This window comes from Acinetobacter sp. Z1, assembly GCF_024296945.1.
Lineage (GTDB): Bacteria > Pseudomonadota > Gammaproteobacteria > Pseudomonadales > Moraxellaceae > Acinetobacter > Acinetobacter beijerinckii.
Genome location: NZ_CP101115.1, coordinates 323,981 through 341,459 on the forward strand (window position 1 = coordinate 323,981; position 17,479 = coordinate 341,459).

At 40.7% G+C, this 17,479-nt stretch carries 13 protein-coding genes and 4 tRNA genes; 9 read left to right on the top strand and 8 right to left on the bottom strand.

Annotated elements, in window-relative coordinates; genetic code table 11:
- The first annotated feature begins 101 nt into the window (after positions 1–101).
- A complete protein-coding gene (locus tag NGC85_RS01500; RefSeq protein WP_254805524.1) occupies positions 102–1,010 on the top strand; it encodes a hypothetical protein in 909 nt (302 codons plus the stop codon).
- A gap of 42 nt (positions 1,011–1,052) precedes the next feature.
- Here the strand turns inward: NGC85_RS01500 and NGC85_RS01505 are convergent.
- The 7 genes from NGC85_RS01505 to NGC85_RS01535 form a co-directional block, all read right to left on the bottom strand.
- A tRNA-Glu gene (locus NGC85_RS01505) sits at positions 1,053–1,128 on the bottom strand.
- Between the two features lie 37 nt (positions 1,129–1,165).
- A tRNA-Glu gene (locus NGC85_RS01510) sits at positions 1,166–1,241 on the bottom strand.
- Between the two features lie 210 nt (positions 1,242–1,451).
- Positions 1,452–2,858 carry an amino acid permease gene (locus tag NGC85_RS01515; protein ID WP_005052243.1) on the bottom strand — a complete coding sequence of 469 codons (1,407 nt, stop codon included), beginning with the start codon at positions 2,856–2,858 and terminating at the stop codon, positions 1,452–1,454.
- Positions 2,859–2,979: 121 nt separating this feature from the next.
- Positions 2,980–3,055 (bottom strand) — tRNA-Glu (locus tag NGC85_RS01520).
- 22 nt (positions 3,056–3,077) lie between these two features.
- A tRNA-Ala gene (locus NGC85_RS01525) sits at positions 3,078–3,153 on the bottom strand.
- Positions 3,154–3,211: 58 nt separating this feature from the next.
- On the bottom strand, positions 3,212–4,720 hold the full coding sequence (gene gltX, locus NGC85_RS01530) for a glutamate--tRNA ligase (protein WP_254804627.1): 1,509 nt from the start codon (positions 4,718–4,720) through the stop codon (positions 3,212–3,214).
- A 105-nt stretch (positions 4,721–4,825) separates the two neighbouring features.
- Positions 4,826–5,131, bottom strand: a complete 306-nt coding sequence (locus NGC85_RS01535) for a hypothetical protein (protein ID WP_005052239.1) — start codon at positions 5,129–5,131, stop codon at positions 4,826–4,828.
- 410 nt (positions 5,132–5,541) lie between these two features.
- Here NGC85_RS01535 and NGC85_RS01540 point away from each other — a divergent pair, with 410 nt between their 5' ends.
- The 8 genes from NGC85_RS01540 (at position 5,542) to NGC85_RS01575 (ending at position 14,772) form a co-directional block, all read left to right on the top strand.
- On the top strand, positions 5,542–6,537 hold the full coding sequence (locus NGC85_RS01540) for a sulfate ABC transporter substrate-binding protein (protein WP_254804628.1): 996 nt from the start codon (positions 5,542–5,544) through the stop codon (positions 6,535–6,537).
- Between the two features lie 198 nt (positions 6,538–6,735).
- Positions 6,736–7,659 (top strand): 16S rRNA (cytosine(1402)-N(4))-methyltransferase RsmH, encoded by a 924-nt coding sequence (gene rsmH / locus NGC85_RS01545; protein ID WP_005052234.1) that lies wholly within the window; start codon positions 6,736–6,738, stop codon positions 7,657–7,659.
- On the top strand, positions 7,659–7,997 hold the full coding sequence (gene ftsL / locus NGC85_RS01550) for a cell division protein FtsL (RefSeq protein ID WP_005052232.1): 339 nt from the start codon (positions 7,659–7,661) through the stop codon (positions 7,995–7,997). The genes rsmH and ftsL overlap by 1 nt, the downstream gene beginning before the upstream one ends.
- Positions 7,998–8,007: 10 nt before the next feature.
- Positions 8,008–9,837: a penicillin-binding protein PBP3 gene (ftsI, locus tag NGC85_RS01555; RefSeq protein WP_005052230.1), complete on the top strand. Its 1,830-nt coding sequence runs from the start codon at positions 8,008–8,010 to the stop codon at positions 9,835–9,837.
- A 7-nt stretch (positions 9,838–9,844) separates the two neighbouring features.
- Positions 9,845–11,344, top strand: a complete 1,500-nt coding sequence (locus NGC85_RS01560; protein ID WP_254804629.1) for a UDP-N-acetylmuramoyl-L-alanyl-D-glutamate--2,6-diaminopimelate ligase — start codon at positions 9,845–9,847, stop codon at positions 11,342–11,344.
- A 22-nt stretch (positions 11,345–11,366) separates the two neighbouring features.
- Positions 11,367–12,776: a UDP-N-acetylmuramoyl-tripeptide--D-alanyl-D-alanine ligase gene (gene murF / locus NGC85_RS01565; RefSeq protein WP_254804630.1), complete on the top strand. Its 1,410-nt coding sequence runs from the start codon at positions 11,367–11,369 to the stop codon at positions 12,774–12,776.
- A complete protein-coding gene (gene mraY, locus NGC85_RS01570) occupies positions 12,777–13,895 on the top strand; it encodes a phospho-N-acetylmuramoyl-pentapeptide-transferase (protein ID WP_005052225.1) in 1,119 nt (372 codons plus the stop codon).
- A 58-nt stretch (positions 13,896–13,953) separates the two neighbouring features.
- Entirely contained in the window at positions 13,954–14,772 is an 819-nt protein-coding gene (locus NGC85_RS01575; protein WP_254804631.1) for a putative RNA methyltransferase, read from the top strand.
- A 14-nt stretch (positions 14,773–14,786) separates the two neighbouring features.
- On the opposite strand, the gene ponA is transcribed toward NGC85_RS01575, so the two are convergent.
- Entirely contained in the window at positions 14,787–17,375 is a 2,589-nt protein-coding gene (gene ponA / locus NGC85_RS01580) for a penicillin-binding protein PBP1a (protein WP_254804632.1), read from the bottom strand.
- Positions 17,376–17,479: the final 104 nt, after the last annotated feature.

Below are 17,479 nucleotides of genomic sequence, written 5' to 3' on the forward strand. Positions count from 1 at the left end.
TAATAAGTTCAGAAAGTAGATTTAGCTCATACATCAACATGAGCAAGTAAGGAAAGAGAAAGAGGGAGAGCATCTTGAATCGACAAGATGATAAAAAGGCAATGTTCGATATTATGCCAGCTGACATAGAATCGTCTGATGATAAACCATCGTTATCACGCCGTTTAATTAATAAAACGCTGCAACACGCGCAAGATGCCGTTGAGTTTGCCAGTGATACCTCGCGTAATATTGCAGGTGTGGCAGATGCAGCTTTAGACGCTCTAGATCAGGTGACTCATCATACCAAACGTGGTGTGGAGGGGATGCGAAATACCGTTCGAGATATGGTTTCTGAGACCAGTGAAGCGGCGAGACAAGTTTCATTGGCTATGGCGCGTGCTTCTTTGGGGAAAAGTAGCCTAACCTTATATTTGCCTGAAATCTTATTAAATAATCAAATTCGTAAGCGCATGGATCGCTCTGAAATTGATGATATTAAAATTGAATGTGGTAATGATCGATTTCATATCGAATTAGATGGACATTATCGTCGGTTTTTATATCGTCTTTCACTTGAATTTAACGTTTTAGAGTGTCGTATTGGGCAGGAAAAATATCTGCGTTTACGTCAGGTCGATGAGCATCTTGATCTACAAATTCGTCATGGTGGAACCTTAACCAATTGGGCTGCGCGTCGTGTTGGTAATGTCAGTTTCGAAGTGATTAATTCATTACCGATACCATTCTTGATTAATCATTTAATTCGTGATGTCCCTGGGATTCAAAAAGAAGGACATCGCCTCTGGTATATCGACCTCGAAGAAGCAGGCTTTATTGATTTTATTAATAACCGTTCATGGATGGTCGATAAACTTTTAAGTCTGACAGATTTTAGTATTTTGCCTGGATTGAATATTCTGCAAGAAAGTCGTGAATTGGTTCAGCAATTGGTGGATCAATTTGAGATCCGTGGCTTGCGGGTACAGTCTGGACGCCTAGAAGTTCAAGTTGGTATTGGAACTGAATAAGCAATAAAAAAGCCACTGTCAATGCAGTGGCTTTTTAGAATTTGGCGTCCCTACGGGGATTCGAACCCCGGTTACCGCCGTGAAAGGGCGATGTCCTAGGCCTCTAGACGATAGGGACTTATATGAGGCATACATCTGAAAACAATAATAAATATTGGCGTCCCTACGGGGATTCGAACCCCGGTTACCGCCGTGAAAGGGCGATGTCCTAGGCCTCTAGACGATAGGGACGTTTCAGAGGTGGGCGTATATTAGGGTGAATTAGATAGGGTGTCAAACACTTTTCTATAGAAAATCTAAAAAAACTGGGTGAGTGTTTAAAAATAAAACATATCGAAGAATAAATAATCAAAAATAAGGATTTAAGTTTAAAATCATGTTGAAAATGTTTTTTGTTGAGATAAAAAATGCAGCTAACGCTGCATTTTTTATGAAGCACTATTATTTGCGATTTCGATATAAAACATAGTGACTTAAATAACAGCCTGCAATAAACAGCAAACATCCAATAAAGCCAGCTTGCATCTCAGGATCTGCTGCCATACTTAAACCCGTAATAAAACAGAATACAAAACCTAAGATCGGCACAATTGGATAAAGAGGTGCAGCAAATTTTAAATCTTTTGCGGTATGCCCAGCCTTGTACCATTGGCGTCTAAAATTAAATTGACTCCAACAAATACTCATCCACACGATAACCATCGTGAATGCAGCAACACCCAATAAGTTCTTAAAAATTGTTTCAGGAGCGAAGTGCTCTGAGAGTAACCCAGGAATAGCACCGAACATTGTTACCACAAGCGCAATGATTGGTGTGCCACTTTTAGAGAGTCTAGAGAACACACTTGGTAGTTGACGCTGATCTGACAATGACCACATCATGCGTGATGCAGCATAAAGACCTGAATTTGCCGCAGACAACAATGCAGTAATAATCACGAAACGGATAATATCATCGGCATAGGGAATACCGATGTAATTAAATACAGTAACAAAAGGACTGCTACTAACCCCTTCACCACCTAAGCCAGCAACTTGGAAAGGAAGCAGGGCACTAATCACGATGATGGTACCAACAAAGAAAATTAATAACCGCCAAATCGCAGCATTGATGGCTTTTGGTACATTTTCAGCAGGATCTTTGGTTTCACCAGCGGCAACCCCAATCAATTCAGTTCCTGAGAAAGCAAAGTTTACAATCAACATTGTCGTAAAAATTGGAACCAAACCTTGTGGGAACCAACCATGTGCAGTGAGATTGTGAAAAAGCGGTGCCGATTCGTAACCGTGGAATGGAATAAATCCAAAAATAGCCATTAAGCCTAAAATGATAAAGGCAATGACGGTAATCACTTTGACCAGTGCAAGCCAAAACTCAGACTCAGCGAACATTCGCGTTGAGCTAAGATTAAGCCCTAATATTGTAATAGCAAAAATGATGGTCCAGATCCACATCGAAATATGAGGGAACCATTCTTGCATTAGTAACGCGGCTGCGGTGAATTCTGTTCCTAGTGTCGCTGTCCATGTCAGCCAGTACACCCAAGAAATCATGTAACCTGTACCTGGACCAATGTATTTTTGAGCGTATGCACCGAAAGATCCAGCGACAGGCATATGGACTGCGAGTTCACCTAAACAAAGCATCACCATATATGCAATCAGACCGCCTAAGATATAGGCAAGAATTGCACCAATAGGTCCTGTTTGTGCGATCACTTCACCAGAACCTAAAAATAAACCTGTACCAATTGCACCGCCTAAGGAAAGCATAACTAAATGGCGAGTACTCATTGCACGTTTTAAGGTTTTAGATTCTGAATGCGCATTTGAGTTGGAAGATTGCATACGACAATTTGTCCAAGCATAGAGAAGCGGCTATTTTATGGAAAATTATGAAATGTGCAATCTGATTAAGAGAAAGATTGAGAGAAAAATATAATTATTCATTGTTATTAGATAAAGAATATGGCGTCCCTACGGGGATTCGAACCCCGGTTACCGCCGTGAAAGGGCGATGTCCTAGGCCTCTAGACGATAGGGACAGGTGAGGCAACACAAAAAGTTTGGTGGAGCCAAGCAGGATCGAACTGCTGACCTCTACAATGCCATTGTAGCGCTCTACCAACTGAGCTATGACCCCAGTTTGTGTGAGCGCAATATTAGGGGGATTGCGCTCACACGTCAATGATTAAACTGAATTAAGTCTCACTATTTGCATCATTTTTCGGCAATTTAAGTGATTCATTTAACTTTTCCCAAATTTTCAGTTCTTTCTTGCTTGGTGTACCCACAAGCTCAAGTGCGTGACGTAAGCGAGCAAAAGTTAAATCTGGCCCTAAAGTCACCATCGATTGCATCACTGGTGTTGAACTGGTTGAGCCTGCAATCGCAATAAAGAACGCTGGCATAAAGTCACGCAGTTTGATTTCCATTTGATTAGCCAAATCTATCAATGTTTGGCTCACGGTGTCGTTGTTCCAAGTAAACTGACTCTCTAAGCGCCAAATCGCAAATTGTAAGCTTTGACGAACCTGCTCATCAGTCAATTTCTTGCTTTCAAATTGCTCTTTGCTGATTTGTGGCATATGGTTGAAATAGAAGCCCGCCCAATTGACTGCTTCAGACAGTAGATTAATCCTTGGTTGAATGGCAGCTGCAATATCTTCAAGCGTTTGACGGTCACTTTTCCATGTTAATAATCGGTCTAAAAGTTGCCCCGGTGTTAAGCCTTTAATCCATTGACCATTGAGCCAATTGAGTTTTTCAACATCAAAAATAGGCCCACCTAGCGAAACACGTTGCACATCAAAGTTTTCAATCATGTCCTGTAAAGTAAAGACTTCACGTTCGTCAGGCATTGACCAACCCATACGACCCAAATAGTTCAACAATGCTTCAGGCAGCACCCCAATATCACGATAATAATTGATCGAAGTTGGGTTTTTACGTTTAGATAATTTTGATTTATCTGGGTTACGCAATAAAGGCATATGGCACAGTGTTGGCATAACCCAACCAAAGTATTGGTAAAGTAACTGGTGTTTTGGTGCGGATGGTAACCATTCTTCCCCACGTAATACATGAGTGATTTCCATTAAATGGTCATCGACTACGTTGGCTAAATGATACGTCGGTAGACCATCAGTTTTTAAAAGAACTTGCATGTCGACTTGAACCCATGGAATTTCAACTTCGCCACGGAGTAAATCATTTATTTTACAGATACCATCTTCTGGTACTTTCATGCGAATGACGTGTGGTTCACCCGCAGCAAGACGATGTTGTACCTCTTCTTGTGATAATTTTAAGCCACGACCATCATATTTGGGTGTTTCGCCACGTGCTTGTTGTTCAGCTCGCATTTGATCGAGTTCTTCAGCGGTTGCAAAGCAATAAAAAGCATGACCTTTTTCAACCAATTCAAGTGCGTATTGTTTATAAATGCCCATACGTTCTGATTGACGATAAGGTGCATGCGGACCACCGACATCAGGACCTTCAGACCAATTGAGACCTAACCAACGTAAAGAATCTAAAATCATTTTTTCAGATTCTGGAGTTGAACGGAGTTGATCTGTATCTTCAATACGTAAAATAAATTCACCGCCGTGTTGCTTAGCAAAACATAAATTAAACAAAGCGATATAGGCAGTTCCTACATGCGGAAAACCTGTAGGAGATGGTGCAATACGAGTACGAACTTTCATAGATTATGAGGGGAGCAAATAAGAATTGGGTTTATTATAACGAAAAAGCCTAATCACAGCATGACTAGGCTTCATTTAAACATGAGAGGGGATACATATTTAAATTTAAGAGGTATGAGGTTGGAATATCGTTTGCACGAAACGTGAAAAACGCTCGTGTTGGCTTGCAAAAAAGTTTTGTGTTGGATTCGTACGAATCGTATTCAGCATTTTCAATTCATCATCATTTGATGGCAACATTGCAGTGTTACGCTTTTGTTGATCAAGTGCTTTTACAATCAAATTCGGTGAAGATTTATCAAATGATTTGATATTACTGCTTTCTTTAATCGCAGCAGCGTGTCCAACTTGTACAGAACATACAAGAAATAAACTTAAATATAATGTTTTTTTCAATTTTAATGCTCGCATTGCCAACATTCCCCTTTATGACCCTGAGTCTACAAGACTAACTAAGCAAACATACTATTGCTTTAATAATACGATTCAAACATAAATCTTAATAAAAAAGTAGAACTACGTCACACTTTTTACAAAAATCATAAGTTTTTGAGCTATAAATACTCACTATTTATAACTGTTTGGCTACTTTGTATGCAAGTTGAATTTAGCAAGCAAATGTGTAGAAAAAGTGGAGTTTGATGTTTTCTCTTATTTTTGACTAAGAAATATAAGCTTTAGCATTTTTTCTGCAATAAAAGCATAATATTTGCATATCTTAAAAAGCGAATAGTAAAAATAATATTGATATAAGTGCATGATTGTAAATTAATTTTAAATAAATATAGTGGACTCTATGAGTAACAAATGAGCAAAATTAAATGAAAACTGTGATTGCGGCTGCTTTATTGGCTTTGGGGTTAAATGGTGTGGCACAGGCGGCTACGACTTTTTTAAATGTCTCTTACGATCCAACTCGAGAGTTTTATCAAGAATACAACCAAGCATTTGGTCAATATTGGAAACAACGCACAGGCCAAGAGGTTGATTTTAAACAATCGCATGGTGGTTCGGGTAAGCAAGCACGATCGGTGATTGATGGTTTGCAGGCTGATGTTGTGACTTTGGCGTTGGCAAATGATATTGATGAAATTGCCAATGCTGGTCTTATTCGAAAAGATTGGCAAAAACAATTTAAAGATAACTCTGCACCTTATACCTCTACGGTTGTCTTCCTTGTACGCAAAGGTAATCCAAAAAATATTCGGGACTGGAATGATTTAACCAAAGAAGGTGTGGAAATTATTACGCCAAATCCAAAAACAGGTGGTGCACCGCGTTGGATTTATTTATCTGCTTGGGGGTATGCCTTAAAACAACCAGGGGGCAATGATACCAAGGCTCGTGAATTGGTGAAAAAGCTTTACCAAAATGTCAAAGTACTTGATTCGGGTGCTCGAGGCTCATTAACAACCTTTGCTGAACGTGGCATCGGCGATGTATTGCTTTCTTGGGAAAATGAGGCACTTTTAGCAACGCAAGGTTTAGGCAAAGATAAGTTCGATATTGTTTATCCTTCTATTTCGATATTGGCTGAGCCATCAGTTGCTATTGTTGATAAAACGGTTGATAAAAACGGTAATCGTAATTTGGCTCGTGGCTATTTAAACTTCTTATATTCACCGCTTGGTCAAGAGTTAGCTGCTAAACATTATTTCCGTCCGAGAAATCCTCAAGTTGCTGGGAAATATGCAAAACAATTTCCAAAAATTAAATTGTTCAAGATTAATGATGTGTTTGGAGGTTGGGCAAAAGCACAAAAAACTCACTTTGTGAATGGTGCGATCTTTGATCAGATTTACGCTGAAAAACCTTAGATAAAAAAAGCGATAACGGCGACGTTTTGAGATTAAAAAGCAAATACATCGTGTATTTGCTTTTTTATTGGATGAAAAATGAAAATAAAACGGTTTTATCTATGAAAAGTTAAGAATTCTCTACAAAAAGTCGTTTGGTACTGGCATAAAACAAGGTGATAATGTGCAGTTACATTTTTAGCTGTTGATTCATTTCTTATGTCGCATATTTCTGTCTTACTTCATGAAACCGTTGATGGCGTATTGGCAGGTCGCGATACTGGTCTCTATGTCGATGCAACCTTCGGTCGAGGTGGGCATACCAAGTTATTGCTTTCAAAATTAGATGATAACGCACGTGTATATGCATTTGATAAAGATCCACAAGCGCTTGAAGTTGCGGCGCAATTAGAACAAGAAGATCCACGTTTTAAAATTATTCATGCGAGCTTTGCAGATATTCAGACTGAATTGAATCAGATTGGTATCACTGAAGTCGATGGCATTATGGCTGACTTGGGCGTGTCTTCACCACAGCTTGATCAAGCAGAACGTGGTTTTAGTTTCATGCATGATGGTCCATTGGATATGAGGATGGATAACTCGCAAGGTTTAACGGCAGCAGAGTGGTTAATCAAAATTGAAGAAGAAAAATTAGCGAATATTATTTATCAATACGGGGAAGAGCGTTATAGCCGTCGTATTGCCAAAGCGATTAAGCTTGCTGGAGAAATCACCACTACTGCACAGCTTGCTGAAATTGTAAAAGTAGCCCATCCAAAATGGGAAAAACATAAACATCCAGCAACGCGTACTTTTCAGGCAATTCGTATCGCCATTAACAAAGAACTTGATGATATCGAGGTTTTTTTGCCGCAAGCTGTAGAGTTATTAAAACCTACGGGACAATTGGCAGTGATTAGCTTCCACTCATTGGAAGATCGTTTGATCAAACAGTTCATTCAAAAAGAATCTAGCTTAGCGGAAGATCATGGTTGGGGAATGCCACAAGCACAGGTGGATACTCGACGTTTAAAGAAAGTGTCTCGTATTCGTGCGAGTGAAGCAGAAGTTAAAGCAAATCCACGTTCACGTAGTGCTTGGTTACGAGTTGCGGAACGTTTAGAGCAAAAAGGCAAATAATGAACAATAAAAATGATGACGACGTTTTACCCAACAGCAAAAAGGGACTGAAAAAAGTTATTGTTTATGCTGTACTGCTTGCACTGGTGTTTGTCAGCGCGATGATGGTGGTTTTTCAGGTGTTTGAATATCGCCATGACTATCGTGATTTAAGTGGATATATGCGTGAAAGAGATGATTTAAATGCAGAGTGGGGGCGTTTATTGATCGAGCAACAGACGTTTGGTGCAACTGCTCAGATTGGGTCACGCGCCGTCACGCAATTGCGGATGTTTTCACCACCTGCTGCGCAAACCGTTGTGATTTCTTTACCTATGACTTCAAAGCAAGATAAATAAGGCATGCTGTATGGCTGATAAGAGAACTAAACCAATACGAAAAAAACAGCAGTCCATTTCGGAAAAGCCAACCCTTGCCTTGGATATGTGGCGCTTTTACCTGCTTTGGGGAACGGTGCTTCTTTGTTTTGTGGTGCTGGTTGCTCGTGCTTTTTATGTGCAAGTTGTGAATAAAGACTTTTTGCAAAATAAAGCCAATGCCAATATTTTGCGTACAGAACGCCTTGAAGCAATGCGCGGCGTGATTAGTGATCGGCATGGCGTGCCTTTAGCGATTAGTACACCGATCATGAAAATTGTGATTGATCCAAGAGATTATTGGGAAACTAAACATTTATACGATGAGATCACAGCCGAACTCAAAAAAGATCCCACCAATCGTAAACTTAAGCGTCAATTGCCTGACAAAAATCTAAATTTAGATGAGTTAGCCGATGCAGTTGGTATTGATCGCCAAAGTTTGAAAAAACAAATGAATGATCGTCCGCGCTCACGTTATTTGGTATTACAAAAAGAGATTCCACCACAGCAAGCAGATTTAATTACCAAGCGAAACTTTCAAGGCGTTTATGCTGAGAAAAGTTATAAGCGTTACTATCCGCAACCTCAACCGAATGCTCAAATTATTGGATTAACCAATAGTGAAGGTACAGGCATCGAAGGTTTGGAAATGCAGCTGAATAAACAGTTGTCAGGGATGGATGGTGAGCAGAAAATTATTCGCGATAAAAAAGGCAACCGTTTAAAAGTTTCTGAAGTAATCAAAGAGGTTGAGTCTGGCGAAAATATTACCCTAAGTATCGACTCTCGTTTGCAATACATTATGTATCGTGAGCTTACTGCCGCAGGTGTTGCAAATAATGCACGTTCGGCGACAGCGATTACGGTTGATGTGAAAACTGGTGAAATTTTAGCGATGACCAGTTGGCCTTCATATAATCCAAATGATAAAAATGGTTTAGCCAATAAAGATGCGATGCGTAACCGTGGCGCAATTGATATGTTTGAACCTGGTTCAACCATGAAACCATTTACGGTAGCCGCTGCATTAGAAAGTGGAAAATACACGCCAAATAGTATTGTGAACACATCACCAGGTTCTATGAAGCTTGGATGGCATACGATTCGTGATACACATAATTATGGCGCGCTTACCCTGACAGGCGTTATTGTTAAGTCATCCAACGTCGGTTCGGCAAAACTTGCTTTGTCTTTGCCTAAAGATACGGTTCCTTCTTTCTTTAGACGTGTCGGTTTTGGTCATCGTTCTGACGTAAAATTTCCCGGTGAAAGTGCTGGTTTGTTGTACTCTGGTGATAAATTAAATCCCTCACAATTGGGTACGATGGCATACGGTTATGGTCTTAACGCAACGATTTTACAGCTTGCACAGGGCTATGCAATGTTGGCAAATCATGGTGTGGAAATGCCACTCAGTTTGCGCAAGTTAGATAAAGCACCTGAAGGAAAACAGGTGCTTAGTCCAAAGATTGCTGACGAAGTTTTATTAATGCTAGAGCAAGTGACCATGCCTGGGGGAACAGCGAAACAAGCAGTCATTCCTGGTTATCGTGTCGGTGGTAAGACGGGCACAGCACATAAATTACGTGCTGACCGTAAAGGATATTCGAGTAATGAATATCGTGCACTTTTTGCAGGTGTTGCACCGATTAGTGATCCACGTTTAGCCATAATTATTGTTGTTGAAAATCCACAAGGTCGTTATTACGGTGGTCTCGTTGCTGCACCCGTGTTTGCTCGTATCATGCAAGAATCATTACGCTTGTTGAATGTTCCGTTAGATAGACCATTAGATACTTCTATACAATCCAAACCGTAGGTAAATTATGTCGATTAGTTTTCAACAGATACATCCGATCAGCATAGATACGGCTTGGTATACACAGCCTTTTCATGGCTTTTGTTTGGATAGTCGTAAAGTTGAACAAGGGCAAATTTTTATTGCTTTAAATAGTTATAGCCAAGCAGAAAAAACGCGCCAATTTGCCGAAGATGCTTTGAAAGCGGGTGCATTGGCGGTGATTAGTGAAACGCCATTAGGTCTCGTAAATGAATGGGTTTGTGCTGATGTCCGTTATCAAATGGGCGAATGGCAAAAGCAATATTTACAAGGGACCGATCCTGTTCAGCCATTACGTGGTATTGCGGTGACAGGAACCAATGGAAAAACTACGATTTCACGTCTGATTGCGGAGCTAGTTAGCTCACAAGGCAAAGGCTGTGCAGTGATGGGGACTACAGGTAACGGTATTTTACCGAATTTAACGCCATCTACGCATACTACTTTGGATGCGCTGCAATTACAGCATGCCTTACATGACTATGCCAAACAAGGCGCAAGTTTTGTCGCATTAGAAGCTAGCTCACATGGTTTGGAACAAGGGCGCCTTAATGGTTGTGCGCTTGAAATTGCAGTGTACAGTAATTTAAGTCGTGATCATCTAGATTATCACGGTACTTTAGAAGCTTATGCTGAAGCCAAAGCCTTATTATTCAAATTCACCACTTTAAAGGTAGTCGTGATCAATTTGGATGATGCGCATGCCCATCTGATGTTGAATGCGGCTCAAGCGAATCCATCACAACCTAAAATTTTGACTTATTCATTGACGAAGACGACTGCGGATTATCATATCGCAGATTTGCAATATCGGTTGAGTGGGGCAAGTTTCACACTGATTAGTCCGACAGGTTCTTATGCAGTACAAAGTCCTTTATTGGGACATTTTAATGTAGAGAACTTATTGGCAAGTTTGATTGCAGCAGAATATACCGGTTTTGCCTTGGCTGATTTAGTCGAGTTTGTTCCGCAATTGAAAGGTGCACCCGGTCGAATGCAGGTGATTCAAGATGCTGAACGATTATTTGTCGTGGATTATGCACATACACCTGATGCTTTGGTTCAAGTGCTGACAACATTGAAACGTCATGTTAATGGGCAATTATGGGCAGTGTTTGGTTGTGGAGGTGATCGTGATCGTGGCAAGCGTCCGCTCATGACTCAAGCAGCACTAGATCATGCCAATCCTGTTGTTCTCACCTCGGATAATCCACGAACTGAAAACCCTGAACAGATTTTTGCAGATATGAAAAATAGTATCAGTTTTGCAGATCATGTTGTGCATGAAATCCGTGATCGCCGTGAAGCGATTAAATTTGTGGTAGCGCAAGCTCAAGCGGGTGATATTGTGGTGATTGCTGGCAAGGGGCATGAAAATTATCAGGAAATTGATGGGGTTCGGCATTGGTTTGATGATGTGGTTGAGGTGCAATCTGCAATTGATGCACAGCCGCACTCTGTAGATTCAGCTTATCCTGCGCAATAAGGTTAAAAGGTAAATAAAGCGTATGCATACTTCAACCACCAGTACCGTTCCATTGGAACCTTGGACAGCAGAACAATTACAGCAAGCAACTCAAGGGCAGTGGTATCAACAGAATATTCCACAAGGTGAAATTAAGCGTATTTTGACTGACTCGCGTCATGCTGAAGCTGGAGATGTTTTTCTTGCTTTGCAAGGTGAGCGCTTTGATGCACATAACTTTGTAGCACAAGTGGCGATACAAGGATGTCAAATTGCGATTGTCGAGCGTCCAATCGATGCTGATATTGCGCAACTGATCGTGAAAGATACTCGCTTGGCTTTAGGTCATCTGGGTGCTTATCGTCGTCAGCAAAATTCACAGCTCAAAGTGATTGCTCTCACAGGTAGCAGTGGTAAAACCACCACCAAAGAAATGTTGGGCAGTATCTTGTCTCGTTTAGCACCGACGTTAATTACGCGTGGTAACTTAAATAATGATTTAGGTGTGCCGATGATGCTGCTTGAATTACGTCGAGAACATCAATATGCCGTGATGGAATTAGGTGCGAGCCATCAAGGTGAAATTGACTATACCTCTCATTTAGTTCAACCACATGTTGCAGGTATTCTGAATATTGGTACTGCACATTTAGGTGAGTTTGGTGGACGTGAAGGAATTTGCCACGCCAAGTCAGAAATTTATGCACATATACTATCTCAAGGTACTGCAATTGTTCCTGCGGATGATGATTTCACTACGGTTATTCGTGAAAATGCTCAAAACCATTCCATTTTAAGTTTCGGAGAGGGTGGGGATGTATTTGCGACGGATGTTGAATTGCAGCCTCAATCAGCAAAATTTAATTTACACACTCCACAAGGTATGCGTACAGTAGCTCTTCCGTTTGCAGGTGCGCACAATGTGCAGAATGCGACAGCAGCGACCGCGTTTGCCTTAGCAATTGGAATTGCGCTGGAAGATATTGTACAGGGCTTAGAGCAAGCTCAGGGTGCTAAGGGGCGTTTAAATTTTATTCAGCACCAAAATCACCTGTTTATTGATGATACCTATAATGCCAATCCCACCTCAATGCGTGCCGCAGCTGAAGTGCTCGCGCAGCAAGCGGGGATTAAAGTCATGATCATTGGGGATATTGGTGAGCTTGGGGATACGGCTGCACAGCAACATTATTTGTTAGGTCGAGATTTAGTTTCGCTTCAAGGAATTCACTTTGTAGTTGCGGTGGGTGAATTTTCACCTGCAACACAAGAAGGTGCGAGAAGTACGCAGTACGGCAAAAAATTACAGGCTTTTCTTAATCAGGAACAAGCTTTGTCGTTTTTGATTAGTTTAGTAGAAACACATCAACCACAGCACATGAGTTTCCTATTTAAAGGTTCTCGCTATACCCATATGGAAACGTTGATGGCTGATTTGATGGAGAAAATTTAAATGTTGTTATGGTTATTTGAACAATTGGCAGGCTATAACAGCTCATTCCAAGTTGTTCGTTATTTAACATTACGCTCTTTACTCAGTCTATTGACGGCTTTAGCGATTGGACTGGTGTTAGGACCAGTGATGATTCGTAAGTTACAAGCCCTGAAATACGGTCAAGCAGTTAGTTCATTTGCGCCAGAGAATCATGCCAAAAAAATGGGTACACCAACGATGGGAGGGATTTTAATTTTACTCTCGATCGGGATTAGTACATTGTTATGGGCTGATTTATCCAACCCTTATGTGTGGATCGTGTTGGGTGTAATGGTTGTATTCGGTGCAGTTGGTTGGGCAGATGACTGGATTAAAGTACGATATAAGGACAACGCAGGTTTACCCGCACGTAAGAAATTTTTCTGGACATCTGTAGCATCTTTAGGCGCAGGTGTTGCGCTATATGTTATTGCAAAACAGCAAGATAGTATGGTTCATACAGCCAATATGTTGGATTTGCTCATCCCGTTCTTTAAAAATTTATCGATACCACTTTCTGTTGTTCCATTCGGACTTGCATTTATTGTTTTTACGTATCTAGTGATTAACGGTGCATCTAATGCTGTCAATCTGACGGATGGGCTAGATGGACTGGCCATCATGCCAATTGTCATGGTTGCGGCTGGGTTAGGTGTGTTTGCTTATCTTTCAGGTGATATTCGATTTGCCAATTATTTGCATATTCCTTACGTGAAATACACTTCTGAACTGGTTGTTATCTGTTCAGCAATGGTTGGCGCAGGTTTGGCATTCCTTTGGTACAATGCACATCCAGCACAAGTCTTTATGGGCGACGTCGGCGCATTGGCTTTAGGTGCTATGCTGGGCACGATCGCTGTGATGGTTCGCCAAGAAATTGTTTTTGCAATTATGGGCGGTGTATTTGTGATGGAAGCAATTTCTGTGTTCTTACAGATTGGTTCATTGCGGATGCGTAATAAGCGTGTCTTTTTAATGGCACCGCTACATCATCATTACGAAAAACAGGGATGGAAAGAAACCCAAGTCGTTATTCGTTTCTGGATTATTACCATTTTCCTCGTTGTATTGGGGTTAATGACCTTAAAATTACGTTAAACCAAGATTCATAAAAAGAAGCTGGTGATCACCAGCTTTTTTTGTTTGGAGAAAATAGATGAGTTTATTGATGTGTCCTGTTTGTCGCCAGACATTGAATTTAATTGAAAATTCGTGGCGATGTGAAAAAGGGCATCATTATGATGTTGCCAAACAAGGTTATGTCAATTTACATGTCGTTCAACATAAACACAGTAAGAACCCTGGCGATACGGCAGAGTCTGTGCTGGCAAGGCGTGAATTTTTACAAGCAGGATTTTATCAGCCTTTACAACATGCGATCGTTGAATTGCTACAAGAGTTAAAGTCTCATGCCGTTTTAGATATTGGCTGTGGTGAGGGCTATTATACCAATGCGATGCAGCAGCATACCCAGTATTGTATTGGAGTAGATATTGCAAAAACAGCAGTTCAAAGAGCAGCAAAGCTGAATTCAAAGGTGACATGGATTGTGGCAACAGGAGCAACTCTACCTGTTCAAGATCATTCAATCGATGTATGCACCAGTTTATTTAGCCCTATCCCGCAAGATGAAATTATCAGAGTGCTAAAGAAAAATGGTCATTTAATTGTGGTAACACCAGCGCCAGCACATTTATTCCATCTTCGTGAAGCGCTATTTGAACAGGTAAATTTACATGAACCACAGAAGTTTGTAGAACAGCTTGATGCCCAATTCGAAATCAAACAATCCAAGCTGGTCGAAGCGGAATTGTTATTAGATCATCAAGCCTTAAATAATTTGATTGCAATGACTCCGTATGCATACAAAGCGAGTTTGGAAAAAAGACAAGCACTGGAGCAAAAGCAGCAATTTGCTGTGACTGCTGCATTTCAGATTTATGTATTTGAAAAAAGAAAAAAGCCATCAAATTGATGGCTTTTTTTGTGTTACTGGATTTCGTTGATTAGATTTTCAATTCCATCTCTTTCTTTTTGGGGTTTGGTTGGTTGAGCACCAGATCCCATCGTTGGTGGTTGGGTTCTTGATGGGACAATAATTTCTTCATTAGCAGAAGGCGTTGTGCCAGGTAGATCTGAAAAGTCATTTTCAGTTGAGCGTGGTGCTATTGGTGGAGCTGGACGATAGAGTGGGCGAGCCAATGGTGGTGAAGCACGATATTCTTTTTTATCTTCATTTTGTTGGACTTGCACTTGATCACGAGAAATTGGATCTTTAGCATCTTTATCCAAGCGAACCCATGCCGAAGGCGTATCTTTGAGTGAGCTCGCCATGAAATTTGTCCAAATTGGGAGCGCAGCAACACCACCATATTCTCTGCGACCTAATGTTCTAGGCTGATCAAATCCAACCCAGGCAACGGCAACCAATTTTCCATTAAATCCAGCGAACCATGCATCTTTTGCATCGTTGGTTGTACCTGTTTTACCACCTAAATCATCACGACCGATTTTAAGTGCTGCACGACCTGTACCATGTTGAATCACGTCACGTAAAATATTTGCCATATCGTAAGCGGAACTTGATTTAAGAATGCGTTGCGCTTGGCGATAGTCGCTATTTGTTTTATTGGTATTCTCGATGCTAGAGGTTGTAATTGTAGGCTCTGAAACAGCTGCTTGCCCCTCTAATGTTTGATTGGTAATTTCTTGTACAGTACCTTGCTCTGATTCTGAAGATGCTTGTGAATTAGCATCTGGATTACTTATGCAAGGAATACATGCATAGTCAGGTTTTGCTTCATAAATGACTTTGCCTGCCGCGTCTTCAATTCGTTTAATAAAATGTGGCTGAATGCGATAACCACCATTTGCGAAAGTGGCATAACCTGTTGCCATCTGAATAGGAAGTACCTGTGGTGTACCTAGCGCGATTGTGTAGTTACGTGGAATTTGCTCATCTTGCAAACCAAAGTCCATAAATAACTGACGTGTACGTTCGATTCCAACATTTTGTAATAAGCGAACAGAAACCGTATTTCGAGATAAATACAAAGCTCGTCGCAAAGGGATCATGCCAAGATAGCGACCATCTGAGTTTCTTGGTGACCATCTCCCAATGGTAATCGGGCTGTCATTGACCATGCTATAGGGTGTCATGCCACGCTCTAAAGCCAATGCGTAAACGAAAGGTTTAATGGTTGAGCCAGGTTGTCTCCATCCTTGAATAGCACGGTTAAATTTAGATTGATAAAAATTATAACCACCGACGACGGCCTCTATAGCACCATCATTTGGATTTAAGGCAATCAATTGTCCTTGAACTTTAGGAACCTGAACTAAAGACCATACTGTTTTGTTTTCATTTGGGCGTAAGCGAATAATGTCTTTTACTTTGACAATTTGGGATGCATTTGATGGACCGCCACCCACACTATTGGCATTGCGATAAGGGCGAACCCATGACATGCCAGACCAATTTACAGTAACAGTTGAACCATCTTGCATGAGTGCATCAAAAGAATTTTTATTTACTTTTACCACTTGTGCAGGATAGGTATTCGCATACGCCATAAACTCATTCAAGGGTTTGTCATGTGCTTCAGGACCACGCCAACCATGACGACGATCATAGGCTTCAAGTCCATCCTGTATAGACTTTTCCGCATAACGTTGACGATTACTATCAATAGTCGTATAGACTTTATACCCAGAATCAATTGCTTGCTCACCGAAATGTTGAACCAGTTCAGAACGAACCATTTCACCTACGTAAGGAAACACATTGCTGACTGAGCGATCAATCATATTTAAATTAATAGGTTCAGCGACTGCTTTTTGGTATTGCCCTTGATTAATATAACCCAGTTGTAACATGCGACCTAAAATCCAATTTCGTCGTTCCAGCGCTCTTTCAGGATTAACTACAGGATTATATTTTGAGGGTGCTTTAGGGAGACCCGCGATCATTGCCATTTGTGCAATCGTAAGCTGATTAATATTTTTGTTGTAATAAATTCGTGCAGCTGCCGCAATCCCATAAGCATTTTTACCTAAAAAGATTTTATTTACATATGAGCTTAGAATTTCTTGTTTTGTTAGATTTTGTTCAATTTTTCGAGCAAGAAATACTTCAGTGAGTTTGCGTCGTAATGTACGTTCTGGGCTTAAATAATAGTTTTTTGCCACCTGCATGGTAATGGTTGAGCCCCCAGTTTGGACATCAGAACCTGTTACTGATTCGGTAATAGCCCGCCCGAGTCCTTTAAAGCTAATGCCATTATGCTCAAAAAAGGAAGAATCTTCAGCTGCTAAGAATGCATGAATAAATGTTGGTGGAATTTGCTCATAGGTGACAGGAATAGAAAGTTTTCCCCCATACTCTGCAATTAACTTCTCATCAGCCGTGTATACCTGTAATGGTTTTAATAAAGGCGCCTTTTTTAATGAGCTCATATCTGGCAGTGATGGCGCGAGATAGAGATACATGCCATAAAATCCCATTGGAAGTGAGACTAAGATAATAATAATGATCAAAAAAAATGGGCGAACAATACCAGAACTGGATAGCTTTTTCATAATAAGTGAGTTTTAATAAGAGCGAATGGCAAACTAATTGTGGTCAGTATATCCTTTAGACATACGGATTGTTAGATGAGATATTGTATCCGTATTAATTAAAG

What these genes read in the sequence shown, in the direction of transcription:
- NGC85_RS01500 (WP_254805524.1), top strand. Translation starts at nt 102, where the DNA reads ATGTTCGATATTATGCCAGCTGACATAGAATCGTCTGATGATAAACCA.
- NGC85_RS01515 (WP_005052243.1), bottom strand. Translation starts at nt 2,858, where the DNA reads ATGCAATCTTCCAACTCAAATGCGCATTCAGAATCTAAAACCTTAAAA.
- gltX (WP_254804627.1), bottom strand. Translation starts at nt 4,720, where the DNA reads ATGAAAGTTCGTACTCGTATTGCACCATCTCCTACAGGTTTTCCGCAT.
- NGC85_RS01535 (WP_005052239.1), bottom strand. Translation starts at nt 5,131, where the DNA reads ATGCGAGCATTAAAATTGAAAAAAACATTATATTTAAGTTTATTTCTT.
- NGC85_RS01540 (WP_254804628.1), top strand. Translation starts at nt 5,542, where the DNA reads ATGAAAACTGTGATTGCGGCTGCTTTATTGGCTTTGGGGTTAAATGGT.
- rsmH (WP_005052234.1), top strand. Translation starts at nt 6,736, where the DNA reads ATGTCGCATATTTCTGTCTTACTTCATGAAACCGTTGATGGCGTATTG.
- ftsL (WP_005052232.1), top strand. Translation starts at nt 7,659, where the DNA reads ATGAACAATAAAAATGATGACGACGTTTTACCCAACAGCAAAAAGGGA.
- ftsI (WP_005052230.1), top strand. Translation starts at nt 8,008, where the DNA reads ATGGCTGATAAGAGAACTAAACCAATACGAAAAAAACAGCAGTCCATT.
- NGC85_RS01560 (WP_254804629.1), top strand. Translation starts at nt 9,845, where the DNA reads ATGTCGATTAGTTTTCAACAGATACATCCGATCAGCATAGATACGGCT.
- murF (WP_254804630.1), top strand. Translation starts at nt 11,367, where the DNA reads ATGCATACTTCAACCACCAGTACCGTTCCATTGGAACCTTGGACAGCA.
- mraY (WP_005052225.1), top strand. Translation starts at nt 12,777, where the DNA reads ATGTTGTTATGGTTATTTGAACAATTGGCAGGCTATAACAGCTCATTC.
- NGC85_RS01575 (WP_254804631.1), top strand. Translation starts at nt 13,954, where the DNA reads ATGAGTTTATTGATGTGTCCTGTTTGTCGCCAGACATTGAATTTAATT.
- ponA (WP_254804632.1), bottom strand. Translation starts at nt 17,375, where the DNA reads ATGAAAAAGCTATCCAGTTCTGGTATTGTTCGCCCATTTTTTTTGATC.